The organism is Palleronia sp. THAF1, from assembly GCF_009363795.1.
In the GTDB taxonomy this organism is placed as follows: Bacteria; Pseudomonadota; Alphaproteobacteria; order Rhodobacterales; family Rhodobacteraceae; genus Palleronia.
The window spans coordinates 1,188,387-1,214,236 of the sequence record NZ_CP045420.1 but is presented as its reverse complement, the minus strand read 5'-3'; the positions used below and the strand labels follow the sequence as shown (position 1 = coordinate 1,214,236).

General features: G+C 65.1%; 29 protein-coding genes. 8 read left to right on the top strand and 21 right to left on the bottom strand.

Annotated elements, in window-relative coordinates:
• Positions 1–17 precede the first annotated feature (17 nt).
• The 17 genes from FIU81_RS06105 to fabF all read right to left on the bottom strand — a co-directional run bounded on the left by FIU81_RS06105 (position 18) and on the right by fabF (position 16,425).
• Positions 18–4,001, bottom strand: coding sequence for a glycoside hydrolase/phage tail family protein (locus FIU81_RS06105; RefSeq protein ID WP_124112678.1), 3,984 nt, complete (start codon positions 3,999–4,001; stop codon positions 18–20).
• Between the two features lie 71 nt (positions 4,002–4,072).
• Entirely contained in the window at positions 4,073–4,513 is a 441-nt protein-coding gene (locus FIU81_RS06100) for a peptidase (protein WP_124112677.1), read from the bottom strand.
• On the bottom strand, positions 4,510–5,328 hold the full coding sequence (locus FIU81_RS06095; protein ID WP_124112676.1) for a DUF2163 domain-containing protein: 819 nt from the start codon (positions 5,326–5,328) through the stop codon (positions 4,510–4,512). Before FIU81_RS06095 ends, FIU81_RS06100 begins: the two co-directional genes overlap by 4 nt.
• Before the next feature lie 77 nt (positions 5,329–5,405).
• Positions 5,406–6,041: a DUF2460 domain-containing protein gene (locus tag FIU81_RS06090; RefSeq protein ID WP_124112675.1), complete on the bottom strand. Its 636-nt coding sequence runs from the start codon at positions 6,039–6,041 to the stop codon at positions 5,406–5,408.
• Between the two features lie 25 nt (positions 6,042–6,066).
• Entirely contained in the window at positions 6,067–6,720 is a 654-nt protein-coding gene (locus FIU81_RS06085; protein WP_124112674.1) for a phage tail tape measure protein, read from the bottom strand.
• 13 nt (positions 6,721–6,733) lie between these two features.
• The gene (locus FIU81_RS06080; RefSeq protein WP_124112673.1) at positions 6,734–6,931 is read right to left on the bottom strand and encodes a rcc01693 family protein; all 198 of its coding nucleotides are present in this window, start codon (positions 6,929–6,931) and stop codon (positions 6,734–6,736) included.
• Positions 6,928–7,233 carry a gene transfer agent family protein gene (locus FIU81_RS06075; protein ID WP_124112672.1) on the bottom strand — a complete coding sequence of 102 codons (306 nt, stop codon included), beginning with the start codon at positions 7,231–7,233 and terminating at the stop codon, positions 6,928–6,930. Before FIU81_RS06075 ends, FIU81_RS06080 begins: the two co-directional genes overlap by 4 nt.
• A 5-nt stretch (positions 7,234–7,238) precedes the next feature.
• Complete coding sequence (locus FIU81_RS06070) at positions 7,239–7,658, bottom strand: phage major tail protein, TP901-1 family (RefSeq protein WP_124112671.1); 420 nt, start codon at positions 7,656–7,658, stop codon at positions 7,239–7,241.
• 14 nt (positions 7,659–7,672) lie between these two features.
• A complete protein-coding gene (locus tag FIU81_RS06065) occupies positions 7,673–8,086 on the bottom strand; it encodes a DUF3168 domain-containing protein (protein ID WP_124112670.1) in 414 nt (137 codons plus the stop codon).
• The gene (locus FIU81_RS06060; protein WP_124112669.1) at positions 8,083–8,418 is read right to left on the bottom strand and encodes a head-tail adaptor protein; all 336 of its coding nucleotides are present in this window, start codon (positions 8,416–8,418) and stop codon (positions 8,083–8,085) included. The genes FIU81_RS06065 and FIU81_RS06060 overlap by 4 nt, the downstream gene beginning before the upstream one ends.
• A gap of 13 nt (positions 8,419–8,431) precedes the next feature.
• The gene (locus FIU81_RS06055; protein ID WP_172971409.1) at positions 8,432–9,016 is read right to left on the bottom strand and encodes a head-tail connector protein; all 585 of its coding nucleotides are present in this window, start codon (positions 9,014–9,016) and stop codon (positions 8,432–8,434) included.
• Between the two features lie 141 nt (positions 9,017–9,157).
• Positions 9,158–10,342 (bottom strand): phage major capsid protein, encoded by a 1,185-nt coding sequence (locus tag FIU81_RS06050; RefSeq protein WP_124112667.1) that lies wholly within the window; start codon positions 10,340–10,342, stop codon positions 9,158–9,160.
• A 33-nt stretch (positions 10,343–10,375) separates the two neighbouring features.
• Positions 10,376–10,900 carry an HK97 family phage prohead protease gene (locus FIU81_RS06045; RefSeq protein WP_124112666.1) on the bottom strand — a complete coding sequence of 175 codons (525 nt, stop codon included), beginning with the start codon at positions 10,898–10,900 and terminating at the stop codon, positions 10,376–10,378.
• A complete protein-coding gene (locus FIU81_RS06040) occupies positions 10,890–12,059 on the bottom strand; it encodes a phage portal protein (protein ID WP_124112665.1) in 1,170 nt (389 codons plus the stop codon). The genes FIU81_RS06045 and FIU81_RS06040 overlap by 11 nt, the downstream gene beginning before the upstream one ends.
• A gap of 96 nt (positions 12,060–12,155) precedes the next feature.
• A complete protein-coding gene (locus tag FIU81_RS06035; RefSeq protein WP_413816225.1) occupies positions 12,156–13,532 on the bottom strand; it encodes a DNA-packaging protein in 1,377 nt (458 codons plus the stop codon).
• A gap of 453 nt (positions 13,533–13,985) precedes the next feature.
• Entirely contained in the window at positions 13,986–15,167 is a 1,182-nt protein-coding gene (mltG, locus tag FIU81_RS06030) for an endolytic transglycosylase MltG (protein ID WP_124112664.1), read from the bottom strand.
• A 1-nt stretch (position 15,168) separates the two neighbouring features.
• A complete protein-coding gene (gene fabF, locus FIU81_RS06025) occupies positions 15,169–16,425 on the bottom strand; it encodes a beta-ketoacyl-ACP synthase II (RefSeq protein WP_124112663.1) in 1,257 nt (418 codons plus the stop codon).
• Positions 16,426–16,553: 128 nt separating this feature from the next.
• On the opposite strand from fabF, the gene FIU81_RS06020 reads away from it, so the two are divergent.
• On the top strand, positions 16,554–17,396 hold the full coding sequence (locus tag FIU81_RS06020) for a PilZ domain-containing protein (protein ID WP_124112662.1): 843 nt from the start codon (positions 16,554–16,556) through the stop codon (positions 17,394–17,396).
• A 59-nt stretch (positions 17,397–17,455) separates the two neighbouring features.
• Here FIU81_RS06020 and FIU81_RS06015 read toward each other — a convergent pair whose 3' ends face one another.
• The 3 genes from FIU81_RS06015 to fabD all read right to left on the bottom strand — a co-directional run bounded on the left by FIU81_RS06015 (position 17,456) and on the right by fabD (position 19,548).
• Positions 17,456–17,695, bottom strand: a complete 240-nt coding sequence (locus FIU81_RS06015; RefSeq protein ID WP_124112661.1) for an acyl carrier protein — start codon at positions 17,693–17,695, stop codon at positions 17,456–17,458.
• Between the two features lie 174 nt (positions 17,696–17,869).
• Entirely contained in the window at positions 17,870–18,607 is a 738-nt protein-coding gene (gene fabG / locus FIU81_RS06010) for a 3-oxoacyl-ACP reductase FabG (protein WP_124112660.1), read from the bottom strand.
• Between the two features lie 2 nt (positions 18,608–18,609).
• Complete coding sequence (fabD, locus tag FIU81_RS06005; RefSeq protein WP_124112659.1) at positions 18,610–19,548, bottom strand: ACP S-malonyltransferase; 939 nt, start codon at positions 19,546–19,548, stop codon at positions 18,610–18,612.
• 138 nt (positions 19,549–19,686) lie between these two features.
• On the opposite strand from fabD, the gene FIU81_RS06000 reads away from it, so the two are divergent.
• Both FIU81_RS06000 and alaE read left to right on the top strand, forming a co-directional pair.
• Entirely contained in the window at positions 19,687–20,859 is a 1,173-nt protein-coding gene (locus FIU81_RS06000; protein WP_124112658.1) for a cytochrome b/b6 domain-containing protein, read from the top strand.
• A gap of 46 nt (positions 20,860–20,905) precedes the next feature.
• The gene (gene alaE, locus FIU81_RS05995) at positions 20,906–21,319 is read left to right on the top strand and encodes an L-alanine exporter AlaE (RefSeq protein WP_124112657.1); all 414 of its coding nucleotides are present in this window, start codon (positions 20,906–20,908) and stop codon (positions 21,317–21,319) included.
• Between the two features lie 47 nt (positions 21,320–21,366).
• Here the strand turns inward: alaE and FIU81_RS05990 are convergent, their stop codons facing one another.
• A complete protein-coding gene (locus FIU81_RS05990) occupies positions 21,367–21,936 on the bottom strand; it encodes a YceI family protein (protein WP_124112656.1) in 570 nt (189 codons plus the stop codon).
• A gap of 250 nt (positions 21,937–22,186) precedes the next feature.
• Here FIU81_RS05990 and rpsF point away from each other — a divergent pair, with 250 nt between their 5' ends.
• The 5 genes from rpsF to FIU81_RS05965 all read left to right on the top strand — a co-directional run bounded on the left by rpsF (position 22,187) and on the right by FIU81_RS05965 (position 25,801).
• Positions 22,187–22,543, top strand: coding sequence for a 30S ribosomal protein S6 (gene rpsF / locus FIU81_RS05985; RefSeq protein ID WP_124112655.1), 357 nt, complete (start codon positions 22,187–22,189; stop codon positions 22,541–22,543).
• A gap of 12 nt (positions 22,544–22,555) precedes the next feature.
• Positions 22,556–22,783: a 30S ribosomal protein S18 gene (gene rpsR, locus FIU81_RS05980; RefSeq protein WP_005608650.1), complete on the top strand. Its 228-nt coding sequence runs from the start codon at positions 22,556–22,558 to the stop codon at positions 22,781–22,783.
• A gap of 18 nt (positions 22,784–22,801) precedes the next feature.
• A complete protein-coding gene (rplI, locus tag FIU81_RS05975; protein ID WP_124112905.1) occupies positions 22,802–23,458 on the top strand; it encodes a 50S ribosomal protein L9 in 657 nt (218 codons plus the stop codon).
• A gap of 265 nt (positions 23,459–23,723) precedes the next feature.
• The gene (locus FIU81_RS05970; RefSeq protein ID WP_124112654.1) at positions 23,724–24,872 is read left to right on the top strand and encodes a DcaP family trimeric outer membrane transporter; all 1,149 of its coding nucleotides are present in this window, start codon (positions 23,724–23,726) and stop codon (positions 24,870–24,872) included.
• A 41-nt stretch (positions 24,873–24,913) separates the two neighbouring features.
• Positions 24,914–25,801, top strand: a complete 888-nt coding sequence (locus FIU81_RS05965; protein ID WP_124112653.1) for a lytic transglycosylase domain-containing protein — start codon at positions 24,914–24,916, stop codon at positions 25,799–25,801.
• Positions 25,802–25,850: the final 49 nt, after the last annotated feature.

The following is a 25,850-nucleotide window of genomic DNA, read 5'->3' as shown; positions in this document are numbered from 1 at the left end:
CCCCCGGCGTCAGGCGATCACGGGTCCGGCAACATCAGCACACGCGCGGGGCCTGGACCGAAGATCGTCGAAAGTTGCGCGACCGAGACGGTGCAACCGGGTCCATCGGATACGCGGGCTGTGGCTGGGTAGGTCCAGTAGGGGGCCGCGACCGTTTCCCGTCTTTTCACCGTTTCGCCCTGCGACACGATCACCTCGTAGCGTTCGGCCTCCTCTCCCAGTGGCACATCCGCGCTTTCCCAGCCATCGCCGTCGATCCGCGTACGTCGGGTCCATTCGACTGTTAGATCGCCCCCCGCACGGCGCGCGCGCAGATGTGCAACGGCGTAGGGGCGTAGGCCGATACCCTGAAACCCAAGCTCTGCGTACTGCCAGGACGGCGCGTCCATGGCCTGCGACGCGGGGCCGATACGGTAATGGCGCGGCAAGGTGCGGGCGTTGCGCGGCAGGGTGATCTGCGGCACAGCCGCATCCAACAAGACGACCCGCGAGCCAGCAGGCCAGACGGCGGGCATGATACCATCGGTTCCCGCCTGTCCGCGCAGACGATGGGTCAGCGCGTAGCTGCGCGGGCCGGTCAGAACAGCGTCGCGGAACTGGAAGACCTCCCAAACGTCGTCCGCACCTGACCCGATGGCCACCGCGTTCGCCCCCGCCAGAAGCGACAGGTCCCCGACGGAAGACAGGGTGCCAGACAACAGGCTGACGTGCAGCGCAACGCCCCGGTCGACACGGGACGGGTCGGCTGCGGACAGGTCGCTATCCGTCACGCCCATGGTCGCGGGTTGCGCGATTAAAGTGTTCAGCGCGTAGCCCGAATCCTCGACCGACGACATGAGCGCCACCTCGCCCGGCCACGGCCGCGATGCGGCGGCGATATGCGGGGCGTGCGGAACCTCGTCCCCGCGCAGAAGCGGCAGGTCTAGGAACTGTGCCAGCACGGGGGGCGCTGATATCACCGGGATGATCGACCCCTCGCCGGTGGCGTCGTCTACGTCCACCGACAGATAGGCCCCCGGCTCTACCCGCGTTGCGTCCAGCGTGGCGAAGTCGCCGACCTCGGAGCGGTCGATCCGGTAGAAGCGTCCTTCCAGCGATACAGTATCCCCCGCGCCGATGGGATGCGCCGAGGGCGGCAGCGCCAGCCGCAGTTTGTCCCGCGCGATCCGCGCTTCCGACAGCCAGCGTTGCGTGATGGCACGCGCCTCTCCGTGCGACAGAACAAGATTCACTTCTGTGCGCGACAGGGCCGGGTTCTGCTCATCCGGGATTTGCGCCTCGACGGTGGCGGCGGTGTAGTCCCCGCCGGCGCCGACGAAGCCCAGCGACACGCGGCCCGTTTCCTCGGCCTGTGGGGCGCGGACGGTTTGAATGTCGCCTTCTTCCTGCGCGACGACACGGGAGGAGTCGATCGGGATGGCGGGCGCCGCACGACGGGTGCGGAAGATCAGTTGGCCGTCACGCTCGATTGCGTCGAACCCGTAGGCCAGCATCAAGGGCTGCAGGGCGGCACGCGCGTCGCCGACCTCGGACACACCGTAACCGCGCAGGGTGCGGGTCAGGTCGTCGGTGTCGATGTCGGTCACGCCCGTCCGCGCGCAGATTTCCTGCACGACAGAAGTCAGAGTCCGCTGCCCAGCCCGGCCCGTCAGCCAATGGCCGCGCGCGTGGTTCGCGGCGTCCGACCACGTGTCAGGCAGGCCCGGAAATTGCGGGAACGGTCGCGCGTCCCAGGCCCAGGCGTAGGCGCGATCCATGTCCAGCATCGGCGCGCCGTAGATGGCAGAGACCGGGTTGTGCGCAGGATCCGTCCAGAACGCGTGCATGGCGCGGTGATATTGCAGCTGAATGAAGGCATCCTGTCGTCCATCTGAGTAATGCGGCAGGCCGCTTTCACTGCTTTTCGGGTCAAGGAAGCGGTTGGGCTGGTTCGTCGCCTTGTCGATGGCGGCACAGCCCAGTTCGGTGAAACGTATAGGCTTCATGCCAGCGACCCAGTCGGTCGGCTGAACCGAGCGCGCATCGCCGCGTCGTTCGTGGTGCGTGTTACCCCACCAATTCGGCAGATCCTTGTAGCGGTAGACCCACGGCTCATCATGCGCACCATCGGTGATGGGCGTGCGGATCTGCAAGTCACGGGCCTCTGCGCCTGCGTAATACCAGTTGTAGCCTTCACCGCCTAGGATATTGGACTGCAAGTAGCCAAGGTCGTGGAGGCGCGGCCAATGGGCATCGGCGTGGTCCGGGCCATCGCGCCAATCGGACAACGGCATGTAGTTGTCGATCCCGACGAAATGGATGTTCGGATCGGCCCACAGCGGATCGAGGTGGAAATACAGATCGCCCGAGCCGTCTTGCGGCGCATAGCCGAAGTATTCCGACCAGTCGGCGGCGTAGCTGATCTTCGCGTCGGGCAGGATCGTCGCCACGTCGGCGGCGAGTTGGCGCAGGGCATCGACCGCAGGAAAGCCGTTGGCGCCCCTGATCTGCGTCAGGCTGCGCATTTCAGAGCCGATGCAGAACGATTCCACCCCGCCTGCTGCCGCACAAAGATGGGCGTAGTGCAGGATGAAGCGACGGTAGGTCCATTCATCGGGGCCCCGGTAGGTGATGAATTTGCTACGCACCGACCCCCGATTGAAGATGTTGCGCGGAAAGCGAAAGCCACCCTCACTGCCGGTGTTCCCGTCATCCGGGTCGTCTATTCCTTCGTCGAAGGCCACGGCAATGAAATCGTCCGGTTGCACGGTTCCGAAGAAGGCAGAGACCTCGGCGTCCGCATCGGACGTCCCATCCGTCGTACCGGCCTGCCCCGGTGCCATGGCGGTGGTAATCCGTCCCCGCCAAGGCAGACGCGCCTGTTCGGCACCGCCCCAAGGATCGGGCAGACCATTGCCCGCCTGCTGCTCCATCAGGATGAAGGGATAGAACATCACCTCTTGCCCAGCCACAGTCATGGCGCGGATCGCTTCGATCACCGCCCGGTCCGCCGGCGTGCCGCCGTAGATAGAGCGGCCCTCTACATCCCGGGGCACCTCTTCCGCATCGCCGCGATCGATACCGCCCGCGAACCAGCGCATCTCGGCCCCGTCGCGGCTATTATCCTCGACCTTGGGCTTCAAAAGGCATTCACCGGCGCGCAGATCGTCGCCGAACCACGAGACGATCAGCGACGCGGCGCGGGCGTTCGGCAGTTCGGTGCGCATGGATTGCAGTGAGGCCGAGAAGTCCGTTGCGGCGGCCCGTGTGTTGACGTTGACGTAGACCCCCTCGCCCGGCTGGTCTTCGTAGCGAACCGGGGTGGTGGCGAGCGTATATTCGCCCGTACCCGGCATCATCGCCACGCCGGTCACGGTGCGCGACAATGCTCCCTCGGCGTCGTTGCGGATCACCTCGAAGCTGAATTGCGGCACGCGGTTGCCGAAGGCGGTGAGCGACAGGTTCTCCATTACCACATAGGCCAGACCGCGATAGGCCGGGACCTGCCCCGCGCCCTCGGTCGCTTCCATCAGCGGATCGGGCAGTTGGTCGTCCGTGCCCTCATAGACGCGCAGGTCGATATCGGCGGGCAAGATTTCCTGCCCATCCGCCCAGATACGACCGATCCCCGCGATGGGGCCTTCGCACAGGCCCAGCGCCAGAGAGATCGAGTAGCTGTACTCGCGCACCTTCGGCTTCGGTGGGCCACCCTTGCCGCCACCTCCGCCAGAGGTGCTGACGTTTTCCTTGAAGTCGCTGGCCCAGAGCACGTGGGCCGGAACGCGCATGCGGCCCCAGATGCGTGGGATCGGCGTGCCCTCTCCGGCGGTGGTCAGACGCAGGCGATCCAGCCGCCCGTGCTCGACCGTTTGGGCACCCGGTCCCATGACCGCCTGGTCGATGGCGCGCCCGACCGTGGCACCGATGGCTCGCCCGATGACGACGGAGGACAGGCCCAGAACGCCGCCACCAAGGCTGGCACCGATGGCGCCGCCGACAGCCGAGAGAAGGATGGTCGCCATGGGAAAGACTCCGCGTTGGGTCGATGGGCGGTGGGGGTGGGCCCCGACCGAAGGTTAGGTGTTCGGTGCGGCTAGGACGCGCCGGGCCGGTCCGGGAAATCGAAATGCGCGGCGATGCGCTGTCGCCACGGGCCAGACAAGGTGCTTTCGCAGGTTCCGTGGCCGTCGTAAGCGTGGATGAAACGATCCGGCGCGCTGACGATGCCAAGGTGCTTCGCGATACTGCCGGGCTTCATACGGAACATCAGCACCTGCCCCGGAACCGGCGCACCGTGGCGCTCGACCAGCAGAAGCCGCGCCGCGCGCAGCAGGTCTTCGCGGCCCTGCGGCTCGTTCCAGTCGGGTGTGTAGGCCGGAACGATCGGGGCGGGCCGATCGAACAGCTCTGTCCAGACCCCACGCACCAGCCCAAGGCAATCGGCCCCTGCCCCGCGCTTGGCGCACTGGTGCTGATACGGCGTGCCGATCCAACTGCGCGCGATGGCGACGATCTGATCTGCCCGCGCGTTCATGACGATTTCTGCGGGTAAGCGAAAAGCCAGTCTTCGCTGGGCAGATGCGGGCAGCCGCGGAAGTTGACCATGTTGTCGAACTTGGCGCGGCAGGTTGCGGCGCGCTTGTCGCAACCGGCGCTGATCTGCACCGCATCGCCGGGGGACAGGCCCGCGCCTATCGCCTCTGTCAGAACGATGCATCGATCCGCACCGCTGGCATCGTCTGTCCGGATTCGCCGCACAAGACCAGTCGCGGCCTCGTCCAGCACCCGCAGCGTGCCGTGGGCGAACCAGCCGTCCGCCGCCGCCATAGCGGGCAGCGTCAGTGCGGCACCATCGACGGCCAGAACAGTCGTCTCGGTCGTGTAGGCCGAGGCGTCCAGATCAACGCGACAGTCGTCGTCGCCCAGCGCCGCGCGGCAGGGGCGCTGGTACAGCTTGCCGTGCGGCACGTTCAGCCGCTCTGTCAGGCCGCGCAGTTCCGCCTTGAAGGCCCCGCCTGCGCGCTCGATCTCTCCCATTTCGCCGGTGAACAACAAGCGGCGGTTGTCGGGAGCGGACCAGTCGACCTCGAATATCTCGATGGTAGCGGCGTCGAAGCGGCCGGCCAGGATATCTTCCTCGGTCAGGCCCGCGTCCGACAGCGCGCCCATCGCCTCGGAGTTATCGACCGACAATCCGGTAGTCTGTTCCAGCGCGCGCGCGGTCAGCGCTTCGGATGGGTGGAAGGCGGTGCCGTCCACGGTGATCGCCGTGTCGTGATCGGTGAAGGCGAAGACGCGGCCATCGGCGCGGGTCAGCCGCCAGCAGCGGCACAGGGTCGTCGTGGTCATGGGGCGGCCTTCCGGTTCGGGTCGCGGCAGGATGCGGGCGAAAGGGTTAAGGCGGGCGGAAGCCAGCGTGCGGTGGGTCAGTCCAATCGCAGCTCTACCACCGGCACGTCGGGGATCTGCGCCGTACCGGGCGCGTCGAGCGCCACGTCCAGACGGTCGGTGTCGAACCGCACGGGCACGTCGAACTCAAACCCTGCGGTGATCAGCGCGCCCGCCACGGGCAGATCGGTCAGCGTGACAAGGCCGGTCGCATGATCGACGGTGAAGTCTGGCCCCTCTTCCAACGGATCGCCTGTGACACCGATGGACACGGTGCCCGGCACCGGCTTGGTGATGGGCCGCACGTAGGCGTCCGTCCCTTGCCCGTAGGTTTTGGTCAGTTGGAATGTGTAGGTCGCCCCGTCGGCGGTGGCGATCAGCTGATCCTGATAGTCGGCCTGCTGACCGGGCACGGCGCTGGAGTAGTCGGCCCAGTCGCGCCATCGGAACCCATGCAGCATCCCGCGCCGTGCCTCGTAGAACGCGACGAGCGTGGCGATATCGGCTTGGCTCTGCATTCCCGTGCCCGCGTCATAGCGGCGGCGAGAATGTTGCCAGGGCGTGTTCCGCTCTTCATGGCCGGAGGCGAGCGTGACGACGCGGGTGCGCCGTTCCGGACCGCCGGTGGCCCCAAGGCTTAGACGCGTGGGAAAGGTGACATCGTGGAAGGACATGAGCAGACCTTTCAAATCTGGGGGATCAGCGGTTGCGCTGGCCGCGCGACAGCGCCCGGCCCATCTGCGCGGCGATCTGGCTTTGCGAGCGGCGGAAGCCTTCGACATCGGGCGTGGTGATGTTCATCGTGACCTGAACAGAGGCCGCGCCACCGCCCGCCCGCACGCCAAGCGCGCCGTCCGGCCCGCGCGCCAGCGGCATGATCGCCTCTGGCCCAGCCTCGCCCATCAGGCCGGTGCCGCCCTTCATGGGGAAGGCCTGCGCGCTGGATACAACGCCGCCCTTGGCGAAGGGCATCACCCGCCCTTGCGTGAACGCGCCGCCATGGGCGAAGGGCATCATGCCGCTCATCAGGCCCTGCACGCCGGTCGCCAGCACGCCGCCTGCATGTTTCATCACCGGATTGATCGCGGCGTTGTAGGCGGCGTTAACCATGGATTGCGCCACGCCTTTCAGCGCGTCCGACAGCTTCATGCCGTCGAAGACCAACCCCTCGAACGAGGATTTCAGTCCGCGGCTGATCCCGCGCGACAGGGCGTTCACCTCGCGGCCCGTGTCGGTCACGGTGGCCTGCATCGCGCGCAACTCGCCATCGAAGGCGGACAGCACGGCGCGGGCACCGCCGACAGAGGTCTCGAACCGCTCAAGCTCGGCAGTCAGGTCATCGGGATCGGACATGGGGCGTCTCCGTTCAGGGGTGCGGCGTGTCGGGATAGGCTTGGGCCAGCGCGTCCAACGTGGCGCGCGTGGCCGGGGCCGGGCCAGCGGGGCCCAGCATCAGGTGCAATTCGGCGGGGGTCAGCGCCCAGAATTCGGACGGCTTCAGACCCAGTCCGCCGATCCCGGCCTGCATCAGCGCCGGCCAGTCGAAGGGTGCGGGATCGCTCATCCGAAGGCCCGCCCCAGCAGAAGGGCGGCGGCGCGGGCGGCTTCAAGCGGCCCACCGTCTATCCGGGCGTGCAGCAGATCGCGCGTCGTACCATGCCACCCGCCGCCCCGTAGTCCTGCGACAAGCAGCGCAATCACGTCGCGCGTGGTGTAGCTCGCCCCTTCGAACCGGGCGACCAGCGCCACCAGACTGTCGGCCTGCATCGAGGCTTCCAGTTCCGCCAGCGCGCCCAACGTCAGCCGCGCGGTGTGCAGCGTGCCGTCGAGCGTGATGTCCACCTCGCCTGCGTGAGGATTGGCCATGGCCGCTAGGCCTCCAGCGCCGTGAACAGCAGCGCACCGGCGGAGGCGAGCGACAGCTCATACGTCGCTTCGCCGTCGTGGGTGCCCGCGTATTCGATGGACGTGATCTGGAACGGGCCTTCGACGATGCCGAAATCGGGGATGATCACCTGAAACGCAGGAGTCAGCCCGTCGAAGAACACCTGCCGCGCCCGCTCGTCAGTGCCCGCATCCTTGAACACACCAGAGCCTGAGATCGACGCGGATTTCACGCCCGCCCCCGCCAGCGTTTCCCGCCAGCCACCGGGCGAGTCGAGCGAGGTTGCATCCACCTGTTCGGCGTTGAAGCTGATCCGCGTGGCGCGCAGGCCCGCGATGGTCTCGAAGAAGCCTTCGTTCGTCATGTCGAGCTTGATAAGAAGGTCCTTGCCGTTCTGGGCCGCCATGGAAAAATCTCCTGTTAAAGGGTGTCGTGGATTTGCGCGCGAAAACGCAGGTCGATTCGGCGGGTGCCGCTTTTCTGGACGCGCTTGGCTGTGGCCCCGCGGAACCACAGCCCCGCCAAATGCCCGCGTGACAGGATCAGCGGCGTGGCCAGGAGCGCGTCGGACACGGCACCGGCCAGCGCCTTGGCGGTCGCGAAGCCGTTGGCCTGCGTGACGATGGTCAGCGTCACGTCGTGCCGCGCGCCCGGCCCGTCCTTGTCGGATCGGTCGGCCACGGTCTCTTCGCCAAGGCTAAGATACAGGGGCGGGATCGTACCGGCGGGGATGCCATCGTAGATATCTGTTCCGACCAGCCCGGTGACGGCGACGTCTCCCGTAAGGCGATCATAGAGCGCGGCCTGAAGCGCGGATGCGGTGGCATAGCTCATCGGATGCGCTCCTCTTCAGCGGAAATGGTCAGATAACGGGCCTGCGGGTCGGCCTCGGCGACCGTCAGGATGTCGAACAGGCGCGCGCCATCCCGAAACCGCTGGCCCGGCGCAGGGCGCGAGGGCGCGCCGAAGGGCGCGGCGCGCGTGATGATCGTCCAGCGAGCGCGGCTAAGCGCGGCCTCCTGCCCGCTTGTCTCGGAACCTGCGCGGGGGCGCATCTCGGCCCATAGCTGGCCCAAAGCGGTCCAGCCCTGAGCCAGCCCGCCTGCGCCATCGGCGGTTTCGGTCGGGGCTTCCAGCGTCAGCGGGCGTGTCAGGTTCGGCTGCATGGGATGCTCCTTCTCAACCGAAGGCGCGCAGGAAGCGCGGCTGGCGGTAGGGGGAAATCAGCGCTCGGATGCCGCGCGGCATCTCACCGGGGCGGGCGCGATCCTCATAGAGCGCGGCGGCCAGCGACAGCACGGCAAGGCTCAGGTCCGACGGCACGTCCTGCCAATCGTCGGCGAATCCGGCGGTGAAGGTGATCTCGGCCCGGCCACCCACGGGGATAGAGGGTAGCGCGAAGCTCTTTGCGACGATGCTGGGGCAATGCGTGTCGTGCTGGACATGCACGGCGACCGGCTCCAGCACCTGTCGGCTGCCATCGGACCGGATGATCGCGATTTCCGTTACAGCGCCCAATGGCGCGCGGGGCAGAACCTGACGGCCCACGCCACGCCACGCATTCACGGTATAGACAAAGCCGCGTCGCAGGATCGCCTTGCCGGTCAGCGCCTCGATCTGCGCGATGGCTGCCTTCAAGGCCCCGGCCAAGGCGCTGTCCTGAACGCTGTCATCGGCAAAACCGGTGCCAAGGCGAAGATGCGCCCGCAGATCGGACAGGGGCAACGCATCGATGCCTACGGGCGATTGCTCGACAAGAAACATGGGGCTAAATCCTTTGTCACCGCGGTCCCTTGGATCGCTGGAATTGGCTTTGCACAGTTCGGCAGGGGACAGGCGGACCGGCATCGCTGGGTGCATCGGGTGGGACGGGCCCGGATCGGCCCGCCCCCGTCACGCGCTGGATCAGATCGCAGAGAACTTCAGCAGCTTGATCGCCGCGAAGTCGCTGACGTCGCCACCCACGCGCTTGGTCGCGTAGAACAGGACGTGGGGCTTGGCCGAGAACGGATCGCGTAGGATGCGCAGGTCCGGGCGCTCGGCGACTGTGTAGCCCGCCGCGAAGTCACCGAAAGCGATGGCGCAGTTGTCCGACGCGATGTCGGGCATGTCTTCAGCGATCAGCACCGGGTAGCCCATCAGCCGCGCGGGCTCGCCCTGTTGCATTCCGTCGGACCACAGGAAACGGCCATCGGCATCCTTCAGGCGACGCACGACACCGGCGGTCTTCGAGTTCATGACGAAGGACGCATTGGCCCGATACTGCGCGCCCAGGGCGTAGATCAGATCGATCACCGCATCGGCGTCCGCGAAAGCGCCATCAGCGCCCGACGCCACGTAACCCAGCTTGCCCCACTCCCACGTCTGCTCGTCCACGATGTCGTGGGTCAGGAAGCCGCGCGGTTTATCGGACCCGTCGCCCAAGATGAAAGCCGCCGCTTCGGACCGGGCAAAAGTGTCGGCGATCCGACCTGCAAGCCAGGCTTCGATGTCGAAAGCGCTATCATCCAGCAGGCGCTGGCTGGCCTTGGGCAGCGCGGACAGTTCGTGTAGCGGGATCGTGATGCGTTCGATCTTCGAGGTCGCGGTCTCGGCGGTGGCGGACAGCTCGTTGGCCCAGCCCGCGCCCATGTCGGCGGTGTCGATCAGCACATCGTAGGACGTGGCTTCCACGTTCACCACCGTCGCCACCTGACGGATCGACGCGGTCGAGGTCAGCACGGCGCGCACGGTATCGGAGGTTTGCGGATCGACCAGGTAGCCGCCGTCGCCGTTGACGGCCGTGGACAGGCCCTTGCCCTCCAGCGACAGGCCGCGCAGCGCGTCGTCGTCGCCGGAACGGATGTAATCTTCGAACGCCTTCTGGTGCGGCGCTTCGATCTCGGCGCTGACGGCCAGTGCCGGGCGAGTCATGGTCTGGGTCATGGGGCGGTCCTGTTTCTGTTGGTGCTTGGTCTCAAGATCGGAACGGAAGGACTTCAGATCGTTGACGAAATCCGTCATCGCCTGGGTCACTTCGGCAGCGGCATCGGTCGTGACTTCGGGCATGGGGCTGCCGTCCGCCGGGGCGGTCTTGTCGGTCGTGCTCATGGGCATGTCCTTTGGTTGAAGGGGTCCGGGGGGTCAGCCACCCGTCAGGTGAAGGCGTGCGACACGGATCGCCGCGGCCAGGTCACGCAAGGGATCGCGCTTGCGTCCCACTCGCGCGTCGGGAAGCATGGGAAAGGTCACCAGCGACACCTCCCACAGTTCCAGCTCTTGCAGGATACGCCGACCCTGTCTGTCCTTCGTGGCCTTCTTGGTGCGATAGCCGATCGACAGCCCGTCGATCGCTCCGCCAGCCACCAGAGCCGCGGCGTCGCGACCCTTTCCCACGTCGTCCAGGATCCGTCCGCGCACCTTCAGGCCACGCGAGTCCTCGACGATTTCTTCCCAGACGCCGATGGGCTGACCGGGATCGTGCTGCCACAGCATCTTCACCGTGCGCCCCTGCGCTTTCAACAAGGCAAGCGATTGGGCAAAGGCGCCCTGGCGGACGATGTCGCCCCCCCTGTCAGTGCGATTGAACAGGGACGCATAGCCCTCGATCAACGTTCCGTCGGCCAAGGTCACCTCGCCGGGGGCGATGAACTTCGTTTCATAGGTCATGATCTGCATCCTCCGGGCGAGTCAGGCCCAGAAGCGCGCGCTTCTCGGCGTCAGTCAGGAAGTCTGCGGCAGCGACACGGGCCCAGTGCGCATCGCGTTCGGCAGACAGGGCGGGCACCTGATCGTGGTCGATACGGAAGGCCAGCGGTTCGCCCGCAAAGGGCTCCAGCCACTGCGCCAGGCTTGCTGTAACGCGCTGCGCCATGGGCAGAACGGTCAGGCGGTAGAAGGCCCGATGCGCCTCGGCGTAATTGGCGTAGGTCGCGTCTCCGGGGATGCCCAACAGCATGGGCGGCACCCCGAAGGCGGTCGCGATCTCGCGCGCGGCACTCTCCTTGGTCTTCTGGAACTCCATGTCCGAAGGGCTGAACCCCATTGGCTTCCAGTCCAGGCCCCCTTCCAGCAACATGGGCCGACCGGCATTGCGCGCGCCCTGGTGGTGCATCTCCAGCTCGGCCACGAGGCGGTCGTACTGATCCGGCTCCAGCATGCCCTCTCCACCCCCATAGATGATGGCACCAGAGGGACGCGCGGCGTTGTCCAGCAGCGCCTTCGACCAGCGCGAGGCTGACGAATGCACGTCCATCGCCTGCGCCACGGCCTGCATCGGGGACAGGCCATAGTGGTCATCCTGCGGGTGAAACGACTTCACATGACAGATCGCGGCGGCCGGAAAGCGGTGCTTGCGACCCGCCACGGCGTAGTCGTAGGCCACCGGCCAGCCATCGGCACCGGGCACCACCGCCATCCGTTCCGATCGCAGCACATGCAGTTCCGCGGGCAGATCGCCCTCTCCCACGGCTTCGACATAACCATCGCCCGTCAGCAGAAGCTGCCCATACAGCGCCTCCAGCAATTCCGCGCGGCCCTGCGCCCCGTTCGGTCGCGCCAGCAGGGACAGCACGGGATGCACGTCCAGCCGCGCACCGTCCTGCTCCAAGACCACCGGCAAGGCGGCAGCGGCCTCAGAGATCAGCTTGACGCAACGGAAGACGATCGGATTGCCCTGAAACCCGGATCGCGTCAGTGACGCGGTATCGCGCGGTGTCCACGCAACACGGCCCACGCCACCCGCGGCGATCCGGGATGCACCCAAACCGCCTGCCGCACTCGCCTTGGCCTCCGGCACTGGCCCGCTTCGCTTTAGGAACTGCAACATCGTCGTCTCCTTGTCAGGCAGGCACATCTTTCCCGATCCAGGACCACGGGGTCCCGGTCAGTACGGCTCTCTCGAATGGATCGTGTCTCGCGGTGTCTACAGACCGCGCACGCCCGGATTGGCGCGTCTCTTGCTCAACATCAGCTCGCTCAGCGCCCAGACCAGCGCATCGACCCGGTCGGGCGACCCGGCACCGCGAAAGCCTGTCGACGTCATCTGCGCCATCTGACTTTCCAGCTCGGGCCACTCGCCCAGGTGCCGCACCTTGTCCTGCTCGTAGAGAGCGGCGACAGGCTCGGCACGAATGACCTTACCCTTCGACGCATGAACACTCCGGTAAGGCACCGTACGGTCCACTTGGCGCAGCAAAGATTCGATCAGATCGCCGCCCTGGTTGGTTTCCGCAATCACCCGGTCGGCTGCATGGCGATGGTAGGCGTCGATCACAGCACGCGCCCACTGCAAGGGCGATCCCTTGATGCTGGCATCCTCGATCACCACGCCCTGCCCCTCGGTCGTCAGACCGGCCACGACGATCCCGCAGGTGTCGGCGTTCTTGCCCCCCGTCACGGGCGGATCAACTGCCACGACAATGCGCGACACGACCGGCAGCGTCTCGATCCGCGCCTCGGCCAACTGCCCGACGGACCACAACGCGCCCTCGATGTCGTCCAGCAGCACGCCCTGTAACTCTTGCTGCGCCAGCCGGGTGTTGCCGTAGCGTTCCCGCACTTCGGTCAGGAACGACGGCGCAAGGTTGGCACTGTTGGCCTGCGTCGGCGCATGGGTACTGACCGTGCTGCTTTGCGCCAAAAGTCGACGCAACAAAGGGATCGACCGCGGCGTCGTAGTGATACAACTGCGTGGGTGATCGCCCAGACGCAGGCAGAACTGCAGCATGTCCCAAGCGTCCTGCGCCTTGCGCCATTTCGCCAGTTCATCCACCCAGGCGGCATCGAACTGCGGCCCGCGCAGGGCCTCTGGCTCATGCGCGCTGTAAGCCGTCGCGGTCGCCCCGTTGGGCCAGACCAGCCGCCGACGCGTCGCTTGCCATTCGGGCACGCGGTCGGGCGGGCAGCAGGCAATGATGCCGCTTTCGCCAAAAATCATCACATCGCGGACCTGATCGAAGGTCTCGCCCACAAGTGCGACCCGCGATGCACGACCGGGATCGGTCGGTCGCGCGCCTTCCACCATGGAACGGACCCACTCGGCCCCCGCCCGCGTCTTGCCTGCGCCACGCCCCCCCAGGATCACCCAGTTGGTCCAGTCACCGGCAGGCGGTCGCTGGTGGGTCATGGCCCAGATGTCGAAGATATAGGGCAGTGCGGCCAGCGTGCCGTCATCCATCCCCTCCAGAAACTTGGTTTCCAGTCCGGCGGAGGCGATCCAGTCGGCCGGCGATCTCTGCCCGAGCGGCGTCAAGGTCGAGAACGACTCCTCCACCGTATCCACGTTTGTCGAGTGTTCCATGAAGACGTCCATTCTCTTCCAACATCGTCTGCATCGCGGCGGTCACCAGCTTCATCCGCTTGGGGCCGTCCACCTCATCTGGCCCCGCCTCGATCGCCTGGCGCTCCACACTGTCCACCCAAGCTGAGAACAGCCGCAGAGCGCGCTCGAACTGCGCCTTCGCGATATCCGCGACGGTGGGGACTGGTCTGCCCGCGTTGTTTTCGTCTTCGCCATCTGCTGCCATACCTCACCCTCGCCCTGCCAAGATCGAAGCGCGGCAAATGCACCGCGGGATCATCGGCTTGGATACTGTCTAGCGGCACAGGGGTTAGGAGGGCGCAAACGCACCGCACGATGGGGCGCGCGGACGCCCTCCGCCCGCGCGCTCACACGTCTTCGTTTTTGAAAATACTCCGGGGAGTCCGACCGCAGGTCGGGCGGGGCAGAGCCCCTGGCCCGTTCCCGGATAGCCTATTGGCCCGCTTCGGCTTCGGCTTCGGCGTCTGCTGCCGCCTCGGCTTCGATCTGCCGCCAGCGAGCAACGTTCTCGTTGTGCTCGGCCAAGGTCTCGGCAAAGGCGTGACCACCCGTGCCATCCGCCACAAAGAAGATGTAGTCATGGCTGTCGGGGTTCAAAGCCGCCTCGATCGCGTCCAGACCTGGATTGGCGATGGGCGTCGGTGGCAAACCGTCTATCTGGTAGGTGTTGTAAGGCGTCGTCGCGTCCAACTCAGAGCGGCGCAGACCCCGGCCAAGTACGCCTTCACCGTTGGTGATACCGTAGATCACCGTCGGGTCGGTCTGCAGCCGCATCCCCTGCTCCAGACGGTTCACGAAGACGGCGGCGACCTGCGGACGTTCATCCGCCAAGCCCGTTTCCTTTTCGACGATGGAAGCCATGATCAATGCCTCTTCAGGCGTGTCATAGGGCAGATTCGACGCGCGATCCTCCCACGCGTTCGCCAGCCGCTCGTCCTGCCGCGCTTCCATGCGCGACAACAGGTTCTCGCGCGTGTCCCCGATGGAAACCTCATAGCTGTCGGGCGCAAGCCGTCCCTCTCCCGGCACGCCATCGACGGTGCCTTCCATGAAATCAGCTGCCTTCAGCGCCTCGACGATCTGCCAAGACGTGACGCCCTCGGCCACGGCAATGCGGTAGCGGGTGTCCGACCGGTCTCGCATCTCGGCGTAGACGTCCGGCGCATCTTCGGTTGCGGGATCGAAGGCCGCGCGCTCCGAGAAGCGATTGGTCGCGGGGTCGAGTTCGCGCACCTGCACCTCTTGGCCGCGTACGCCGATCCGGTAGACGATCTCTGTGCCGCAGGTGGACTGGCCACCTTGGGTGACGATGTCCACGATCTCTTCCATCGACGCCTGCTCGGGCACCAGAAAAGACCCTGCCTTCAACGCGCCGGACTTGTCGGTGTAGTCGGCGCCCATCCGAAACAGGCGGGCGTTTGAAACGGCGTTCTGCGACTCCAGATCAGATGATACCGCCGACATCGTGCTGCCGGGCGCCACCCGCAGGCAGATCGCCTGCGCCAACGGCCCCGCATCGCGATACTGGTTCACACCCCAGCCGATCAGGCCAGCGACAGCGACCAGCGCCACGATCAACAATGTGATCCCATTGGCGGCGACGTGTTTCCACATGCTAAGCGTCCACTTTCTTCATCAAGAGCGCCGCGTTCGTGCCGCCGAACCCGAAAGAGTTCGACAACGCGATGTCGATCTTGCGCTCGACCTTGGCGTTGGGTGCAAGGTCGATCACCGCATCCTCTGGCGGCGTGTCCAGATTGATGGTTGGCGGCGCGACCTGATCGCGGATTGCCAGCACGCTGAAGATCGCCTCGATGGCGCCAGCGGCCCCCAACAAGTGCCCGGTCATCGACTTGGTGGATGACATCGTCGCCTTGCTCGCCGCATCGCCCAACAAGCGCTGCACCGCGCCCATCTCGATGGTATCGGCCATGGTGCTGGTGCCGTGTGCATTCACATAGTCGATGGCGCTGGGCTCGATGCCGGCCCGCTTGACGGCGGCGCGCATGGCCCGTTCTGCGCCCTCGTGATCGGGGGGCGGTGCAGTGATGTGATGCGCGTCGCCGGACAGACCGTAGCCGATGACCTCGGCATAGATCGTGGCCCCGCGCGCTTTCGCCCGGTCATAGTCTTCCAGCACGACGACGCCCGCGCCCTCGCCCATGACGAAACCGTCACGGTCGGCGTCCCACGGGCGGCTGGCCTTGGTGGGGTCGTCCTTATGCTGCGTCGACAATGCTTTGCAGGCATTGAAACCCGCAATGCCAATTTCACAGATCGCGGCCTCTGCACCGCCTGCGACCATCACATCCGCATCGCCCAGCTGGATCAGCCGCGTCGCGTCGCCGATGGCATGTGCACCCGTCGAACAAGCCGTGACGACCGCGTGGTTCGGGCCCTTGTAGCCGTAGCGGATAGAGACCTGCCCGGAGATCAGGTTGATCAGCGAACCCGGAATGAAGAACGGCGACACCCGCCGCGCACCCTTGTCCCGGATCAACAGCGCCGTCTCGGCAATGGATTGCAGACCGCCGATGCCAGAACCGATCATCACGCCGATGCGCTCCAGCTCTTCCTCGCTTTCGCCACCCAGGTTGGCGTCCTCGATCGCCTGCTGCGCCGCCGCAACACCGAACTGAATGAAGCGGTCGACCTTACGCTGCTCCTTCGGCTCCATGAAGTCATCGGCATTGAACGCGGCGTCGCCGGTGGATGGCACTTCACAGGCATAGTTCGTCGTCAGCCCGCTGGCGTCGAACTGTTGAATGGTGCCCGCACCGCTCTGCCCTGCAAGTGCTGCTTTCCAGCTCGAATCCATCGTCGCGCCAAGTGGCGTGACCATGCCCATTCCGGTGATGACGACTCGCCGCATGGCACTCTCCCGTATCAGTAACCGCATCCGTTTCGGTTCGCCGCGCCTGATACACGTGTGCCGCCGCCGGGGAAAGAGGTGCGCGGCATCAACCCGCCGTTAAGCCAGCACCGCTAGGCTGATCGGCAATGATTGTCCTGCGCCTGATTCTTGTGATCGTCGTCCTTTTCGCCGCGACGCGCGGTGCGATGGCGGCCCCGACGCGCATGAGCTGCCGCGACGTGGGCTGGCTGAACGCGTTGCGGGCGGCGCATGACATCCCCACCCCGCTGGCCCGGTCGCAGCGCCTGGCCGTTCTGTTCGCCACCGACGAATGGCGCCGCGCGCTTGGTGGTTTGATGCCATTCATGTCAGACCAGACCGCGCAGACCGTTCGCCTGTTCGTCATCGCATCACGCGAACCGCCGCATACAGTCTCGGTCGATCTACACCGCAGCATGGCCGCGCTTCGCCTTCCGCCGTTCTGCGCGGACAGCGAAAGCCCACCCTATGAGCAATCGGTGGGAACCTTCGGCGGCTGGGACCCGCCACCGTCTGTCGCGGTCCGTACAGCACAACAAGCGCGTGGCGTGCCTGCGAAGGGTGCGCCAAGCCTGCCCGGCATGATCTCGACCCGGCTGCCATGGTTCGGTGGCACGGTCGGGTTCCTCTGCGTGTTGGTCGCTCTTATCCGTCGAGAGACCAACAACGCCCGACGGTCCCGGCGTTACCCCTGTCAGATTGCAGTTTCGATTGACGCCGATGGCCGCGTGTATTCGGGCACCATTCGCGATTTGTCCCAATCGGGCTGCCAACTGCAGTCGCAAGACGCAGTCCAACTCGATCCAGCCGACGCGCTTGTCATCCAACTCCCGGACGGCAAGGTCACGGCGGCGGCAATCTGGCAAAGTGGCAGCACGTCAGGCTTGCGTTTCAAAGTTATCCTGGACGCAAAACGCCTTCGACGGTTGATCCGAAAACCTCCGCCATAGAAAAAGGCGCGGCCCCTGCGGACCGCGCCTTTCCCAGATCACATCATCGAAGGGTCCGTTCAGACGGCACCCTTGATGTAGTTGACCGCATCGCCGAACGTCTGGATGTTCTCGGCGGCGTCGTCGGGGATTTCGATCCCGAACTCTTCCTCGAAGGCCATGACCAGTTCGACGGTGTCGAGGCTGTCCGCACCCAGATCATCGATGAAAGAGGCGTTCTCGGTCACCTTGTCTTCTTCGACGCCGAGGTGCTCGACGACTTTGTTCCGGACGCGCTGTTCGATCTCGGCTTCGCTCATGGTCTTTCCTTCTCCGACGGGCTTGCCCGCTTGATGGTGACCCCGGCAGGGGTCTTGTTCGATTGTCGCCCGCCTGTAAGGGCGCCGGTCGGGGGGCGACACCCGCCCGGCGAAAAATTGTGCGCCGCCTATAGCACAGCGTCGAGGTCGCGCAAACGGAATCGCGCAACCGTGCTATAACATGGCCATACCGCCATTCACGTGCAAGGTTTCTCCTGTGATATAGGCCGCTTCCTTGCTGGCAAGGTAGGCAACGGCGGCAGCGATTTCATGCGCTTCGCCCATGCGACCGACCGGGATCTTGCCCAGCAAACCATCTTTCTGTTCGTCGTTCAGCTTATCGGTCATGGCCGTGGCGATGAAGCCCGGAGCGACGCAGTTCACCGTCACGCCACGTGACGCTATTTCCTGTGCAAGCGCCTTGGAAAAGCCCACCATACCGGCCTTTGCCGCAGCATAATTGGCCTGCCCCGGATTACCCGTCGCGCCGACGATGCTGGAGATGTTGATGATCCGCCCCCACTTGGCCTTCATCATGCCGCGCAGGCAGGCTTGGGACAGCTTGGCCACCGCCGTCAGGTTCACGTCGATCACGTCCTGCCAGTCATCGCCCGACATCCGCATCATCAGCCCGTCGCGGGTGATCCCGGCGTTGTTTACCAGAATATCCAGTGATCCCATCGCCTCTGCCGCGCGCTTGGGCAGCTCTTTCAGGGCCTCTGCGTCGCCCAGATTGCACGGCAGCACGTGGGCGCGTTCGCCCAGCTCTTCGGCCAAGGCATTCAAAGGCTCTTCTCGGGTGCCTGATAGTCCGACGGTTGCCCCCTGAGCATACAGCGCGCGGGCGATCTCTCCGCCGATGCCGCCGGACGCGCCCGTTACCAGTGCCGCCTTGTCGCTTAGATCGAACATGCTCATTCCCCTTTATCCATGGCGGCACGAACGTCCGCCGCCGTCCCGACGGCCCGCGTGGCGATCCCCCGGTCGATCCGTTTCACCATACCGGACAGCGCCTTGCCTGCGCCAACCTCCCAGATTTCATCGACGCCCGCGGCTCCCATGGCCTGCACGCTTTCGCGCCAGCGCACCGATCCCGTGACCTGCTCCACCAGCAGTCGCTTGATCTCTGCCGGGTCGCTGACCGGCGCTGCCGTCACATTCGCCACCACCGGCACAGCAGGCGCGTTCAGCTCCACATCGGCCAAAGCGTCCGCCATCCGGTCGGCTGCGGGCTGCATCAGCGCACAGTGGAACGGCGCGGACACCGGCAACAGGATCGCGCGCTTGGCCCCGGCCTCTTTCGCCAGCTCCAACGCCCGCTCGACGGCGGCCTTGTGGCCAGAAACGACCACCTGCGACGGATCATTGTCGTTCGCCGCCTGACAGACCTGCCCTTGCGCGGCGTCACCGGCCACCTTTTGCGCAGTCTCGAAGTCCAGCCCCAGAAGGGCCGCCATCGCGCCTTCGCCCACCGGAACGGCCTCTTGCATGGCCTGCCCGCGCAGACGCAAAAGACGGGCCGCATCGGTGATCGTCAGCGCACCGGCCGCCGCCAAAGCGGAATACTCGCCCAAGGAATGCCCCGCGACCATTGCCGCGCGAGAGATGTCGAACCCCTCCGCCTTCAACGCCGCAAAGGCCGCCAACGATGTTGCCATCAGCGCGGGTTGCGCGTTGGCAGTCAGGGTCAGCGCGTCGGCGTCGCCCTCCCAGATCAGGGTCGAAAGCGCCTCATCCAAAGCCGCGTCCACCTCATCGAACACCGCTTTCGCGGCGGGATAGCTGTCGGCCAGATCCCGACCCATCCCGATCGTCTGCGCCCCCTGCCCCGGAAACACCAATGCCAGCGCCATGCGGCACCTCCCTAATTGCCTGTCGCCCCCGGCATATAAGCCCCTGCGACACATGGCAAACCATGCACAGCCTTTGCGCGTTGGCGCGGATCGGCAATGGGGCTACCATCTGCGCGACGGATTTGCCCGGAGTGCGCCATGCAACTGACCAACACAGCCACCCGCTACGGGTCGATCCACAAGGCCTTTCACTGGTCCATCGCCGTGCTGCTGATCGCGAACATCGTGCTATCGCAGATCGGCGAACGCATCTCGGCAGAGACGAACCTGGCGCTAAAGGCGGATATCTACTCGGCCCATAAAACCATCGGTGTGGCGATCTTTTTCGTGGCGCTGGCGCGCATCCTCTGGGCCATCAGCCAGCCCAAACCCGTGCCCTTGCACCCCGAACGGCGGCTGGAGACCTTCGCCGCCGATCTGGCGCACTGGATCCTCTACGGCGCTTTGGTCATCGTACCCCTGACCGGCTGGATCTACCACGCGGCTAGCGAAGGCTTCGCGCCGATCCTGTGGCCCTTCCCGCAGAACCTGCCCGGACTGGTGGACAGTACGACCGTCGCCGACTGGATGAAGACGGCGCACCACGTCGCGACGAAGGTTCTGTTTGTCGCCTTGGTCGCCCACATCGCGGGCGCATTAAAACACGCCCTGTGGGACCGCGATTCGACGCTCAAGCGCATGTGGTTCGGCGACACGGAAGCGGGCCGCGGCACAGGCCACGGACTTGGCCCTGCCCTGCCCGTCGCCGCCGTCATCTGGGCCGGCAGCGCTATCGTGGTGCTGGCCCTCATGGGCGCGCCAGAGGAACAGGCCGACGCGCAAGTCCAAGCCGCAGGCGGCGGCAATTGGGCGGTGCAATCCGGCGAAATCGGGTTCGAGGTCGTCCAGCTCGGCAGCCCGATACAAGGCGTCTTCAACGACTGGACGGCGGACATCGTCTTCGACGAGGCGACCGGCACCGGAACGGTCCGCACCCAGATCGACGTCGGCTCTCTGACGTTAGGATCGGTCACGCAGGAAGCGCTCGGCGCACAGTATTTCGCCGCCGAAGAGCATCCCACCGCAATCTTCGAAGGCAACATCAACCCTGACGGTGACGCCTATGTGGCGACCGGAACGCTGGAGTTGTCGGGTCAGACCTCTGACGTGACGCTGCCCTTTACGCTAATGATCGACGGCGACACCGCCAGCATGGACGGCAGCGTCACTCTAAGCCGCGAGAGTTTCGGAATCGGCGAGGGGCAGAGCGCCAATTCTTTGGGGATCGAGGTGCCGGTGCGGATCGAACTGACGGCAACGCGGGCGGAGTAGCGACTTGCCCCTTGCCGGCTCAGCGACGACCGAATAGCCCACAGAGATGCGCGCATTCATCGTCGATACCGTGGCGACCATCGCCTTCTTCACCGTACTGGCGGCGGCGACAGAGCTGTTTGTCGCGGGCATGTCGCCGACGCAAGTCCTGACAGCCCGATTGGTGATGGTGCCGATCATGGTGCTGACCGCCCGCCCCTATGGCCTGTGGCGCGACTGGCTGATCGCCCGGATCAAACCCCACAGCCCGGCGGCACGACTGATCACCGACACCATCGGCTTCCTGTCTTTCCAGGTTCCAATCTACGCCGCGACGCTGCTTCTGTCGGGCGCGAGCGTCCGCCAGATCGCCCTCGCCCTTGGCTCTGCGACATTCCTGATGGCAGTAACGGGTCGTCCGTTCGGCCTGTTTCTGGACAAGGTGCGCCGCATGGCAGACACCGCCCCGACCCACGCATAAAAAAGGCCGCCCCCGAAGGAGCGGCCTTTGCCGTCAAAGCGCACCGATCACTCGGCGGGCGACGTCTCGATGTTCAGCACGACTTCCACCTCATCGGACACGAAGGGCGCGAACATGCCCATGTCGTAATCCGAGCGCAGGATCGTGGTCGTTGCCGCGAAGCCGACGATGGTGCCGCCCTGGGGGCCTTCGCCGGACTTCACCAATTCCGCGTCCAGCGTCACCGGGTTGGTGATGCCGTTGGCGGTAAAATCGCCGGTGATCTGCGCGGTGGTGTCGCCCGTCACCTCGATGCTCGTCGACTCGAACGTCACGGTCGGGTTCGCCTCGGCCTCGAAGAAGTCGGCGCTCATCAGGTGGTCGGTGAACTCGGGCGTGACCATGATGGCGGTGGTCGGGATTTCGACCGACACGCTGGAATTCGCCGGATCGGCTTCGTCGTACATGACGTCGCCCGTGATATCGAAGACGACGGCGCGGGTGGTCGAGAAACCGCCGTGGGTCCAGGACGCGACCAGCTCGCTGTGCGCGGGGTCGATCGTGTAGGGCATGGGCTCGGCTGTGGCGACGGTGCCCAGCGACAGGGTCAGTGCGGTGGCGGTCAGAAAACGGGTCATGGAAGATCCTTTGGGGTTGGTCTGAAGTTCGTCACGGAGCGTTACATAGAACCCGTGACGTTACAGCGACACACAACTGCGCGAACAGCATCCGCGCGCTGGCGAACACTCGCCCTTGCACCGCGCCGACACCTCAGCTATGGCCCGCCAACTTCCGCACGCATAACGAACGGCGCAGCCTCTCGTGACCGGGACGCGGAAGTCTCATCCCCGGTCTTTGAAATGCGCCCTGAACAGAAAAGGGAAGCTCATGGCTCTGTACGAGCATGTCTTCATTTCCCGTCAGGACCTGTCGAACACGCAGGCCGAGGGATTGATCGAACATTTCGGCGCCATTCTGGCCGACAACGGCGGTAAGCTGGTCGAGCAGGAATACTGGGGCGTCAAGACGATGGCCTACAAGATCAACAAGAACCGCAAGGGTCACTACGCCTATCTGCGCACCGATGCCCCGTCAGAGGCCGTGCAAGAGATGGAGCGTCTGATGCGCCTGCATGACGATGTCATGCGCGTTCTGACGATCAAGGTGGACAGCCACGAAGATGGCCCGTCGATCCAGATGCAAAAGCGGGACGAGCGCGAAGACCGCCGTCCGCGCCGCCCGTAAGGAGACCTGACAATGGCCGCAAAACCGTTTTTCCGCCGTCGTAAGGTGTGCCCCTTCTCGGGAGAGAACGCACCCAAGATCGACTACAAGGACACCCGCCTTCTGCAGCGCTACATTTCAGAGCGTGGCAAGATCGTCCCCAGCCGCATCACCGCCGTGTCGGCGAAGAAGCAACGTGAACTGGCCCGCGCCATCAAGCGCGCCCGCTTCCTTGCCCTTCTGCCCTACGCCGTGAAGTAAGGAGATCACCCAATGGCTATGAACGTCATCCTGCTGGAACGAGTCGCAAAGCTCGGCCAGATGGGCGAAGTGGTCTCCGTCAAGGAGGGCTACGCCCGCAACTACCTGCTGCCACAGAAAAAGGCTTTGTGGGCGTCCGACGCCAACGTCGCCGCCTTCGAGCAGCAGAAGTCCGACCTGGAAGCCCGCAACGCCGAGACGCGTGAAGAAGCGTCGAAGCTGGCGGAGCGTCTGGAGGGTCAGCAGTTCGTCGTGATCCGTGCTGCCTCTGACGGTGGTGCGCTTTACGGTTCCGTCTCGACCCGCGACATCGCCGATGCGGCGCAAGCCGAAGGGTTCGAAGTGGATCGTCGGCAGGTGTCGCTGTCCGCTCCGATCAAGTATCTGGGCGTCCACGAGGCGCTGATCACCCTGCACCCCGAAGTCGAAGTGACCATCGAGCTGAACATCGCCCGTTCGCCCGAAGAAGCCGAGCTTCAGGCGCAAGGCAAGTCGATCCAGGAACTGGCTGCGGAAGAAGAAGCCGCCGCCGAGTTCGAGATCCAGGAACTGTTCGACGACATCGGCGCCGCACAGCTCGACGAGCTGGAGACTGCCGACGAACAGCGCACCGACCAACCTGCCACGCAGGAGAAGTCGACACTGGACGAAAAGCTGGACCGCGACGACAACTGATCGGGCGTCACCGAATCACGAACCGAAAGGCCCCGCCAACCGCGGGGCCTTTTCACTGTTCGGTGTAGCCGATCCGCGTGATCGCGCTCCCTACGACAAGCAAAAAGTCTTTTCAGACTCGAAATCGGCGAAGATTTGCACAATTGCGCCAAAACACCTGTGCGCTTTTCGCAACGGTCATCCCCGTCTTGGCTTGGGTCGATTGAAGCTACCCTCACTCTCCCCCACCGAAGAGGAAGTCATCTTTCCAACGCTTAGGTCCGCCATGTCGAGTTTCCGAGTTTTTTCTGCCAAAGTCGCTGTCACCGCCGTCGCGCTTCTATCGACCACCGGCCTCGTCAGCGCTCAGGGCTATGACCGCCAAAGCCGCCTTTCAGAACTCGCAGAGCGTCAGTCAAACGAAGATCTGACCTTCGGTATCGGCGGCACGACCGTCGAAGTTTACGGCTACGTCAAACTCGATCTGGTCCGCGACTTCGGCTACGAGCTGGGCAACACCACTTTCGGTCTCGTCGGCCTGTCAGACGGCAGCGAAGAGGGTGATTTCACCAACTCTACGCTGGCCCAGACGCGTCTTGGCTTCCGCACTTGGACGCCGACAGACTTCGGCGATTTCACGACCAATCTGGAATACGACCTCTACGGCGACGGCGCGGATTTCGCGACCGGCGACAACTACGAAGAGCGTCCTCGTATCGCCAAGGTGGGCCTTGGTCCCGTGTCTGTCGGTAAGGACTGGACCACGTTCATGCCGCTGTCGTCCTACCCGATTACTCTGGACTTTCAGGGCGTCGGCGGCATCCCATTCGCCCGCCGGCCGCAGATCCGCTACACCCAAGACGTTGCGACCGACTTCGTGCTCGATCTGGCCATCGAAGAATCGAACAATTCGCTCGTCGACTCGCCGATGTATGTCGCCGCTTTGGCCTACGACACCGATCCGCTTCTGGTGCGTGGCTCGCTCATCGCGGGTGAGGCTGAAAACGCGACCGGTCAGACGGTGGATGCATACGGTGTCAACCTGTCGACGACAGCAAAGCTGCGCGAAGGATTGACCCTGGATGCCGCAGTTACCTACGGCGAAGGCATCTCGTCCTACCTCGTGTTCCTCGGCAACGACATCGATGCCGCAGGCAACGCCGTAGAGAATCACTCCGCTTACGTTGGCCTGTCTCAGACTGTGGGAGAGAAACTGACCCTGCGCGCGATCTACGGCTACCGTCATGACAACACACCGAACCCCATCGCGGGCACGGACTTCGAGACACTGACGACCCTGCACCTGAACGCACAATACGAGTTTGTGGAGAACGCGACCGTCGGTATCGAGTACTTCCGCGGCACCAAGGACGACTTCGCCGGCAACGACTTTGACGTCGACCGCGTGCAGGCGTCTGTGCAGTACAGCTTCTGATCCCACTAGCGGCAGGGCGCGTCTTGGCCTAGGTGCAGGCCATGCGCGCCCCTGCCCTTCTTCTCTCGCTGACCATCGCCCTGCCCGTCCCGGCGCAGGACCGCCCCCGCCCCCGGCCCGTAGCCGAACGCTGCGCGGCGGATGGATCGGACTGCATCCGGCTGGCCAGCTTCACGGATGACGTGTGCCGCGTGATCGAGGAATCAGCCGCGAAGCATGGGCTGGATCCGGCCTTCTTTGCGCGGCTTCTCTGGCAGGAAAGCCTGTTCGACCCCGCCGCCATCAGTCCCGCAGGCGCGCAAGGGATTGCGCAATTCATGCCCGGAACCGCCGCTTTGCGCGGCCTTGCCGACCCGTTCAACCCCGTAGACGCGATCCAGGCCTCGGCTCACTACCTGTCAGACCTGAGCGACCGCTTCGGCAATTTGGGCCTGGCCGCCGCAGCCTACAATGCGGGAGAAGCGCGCGCCGGGGATTTCGCGGCGGATGATCGCCCCCTCCCGGGCGAGACGTGGGCCTATGTCCAGATCATCACGGGACATACTGCGCGCACATGGCGAGACGACGCGCCGGAGAGTGTGGACTACGCATTGGCACCGGACGTGTCATTCAAGACCGCCTGCACCGAACAAGCCGCATCCCGCGGCATCCGCAGCTTCACACCGCCACCGCCCGACTGGGGCGTCGTGGTCGCCGCCGGTCGCCGCCGCGCCACGGTCGAGAGATTCGCAGCCCAAGTCGAAGGACAATACGGCTGGATCATCGGCGATCGCACGGTCGAAATCACCGAAGAGCAGATCCCCGGTTTCGGTCGTCGCGCTCGCCTTGCCGCCGTCATCAAGGCCGCCGACGGCGATGATGCCCGCGATCTATGCCGCCAGCTTCAGCGCCAGCGCGCCTATTGCAAGGTGACCGGGCCGGGCACCTGATACGCGGCTCGAAAAACGGACCCGCCAAAAAGAAAGGCGGGGCCGCCTC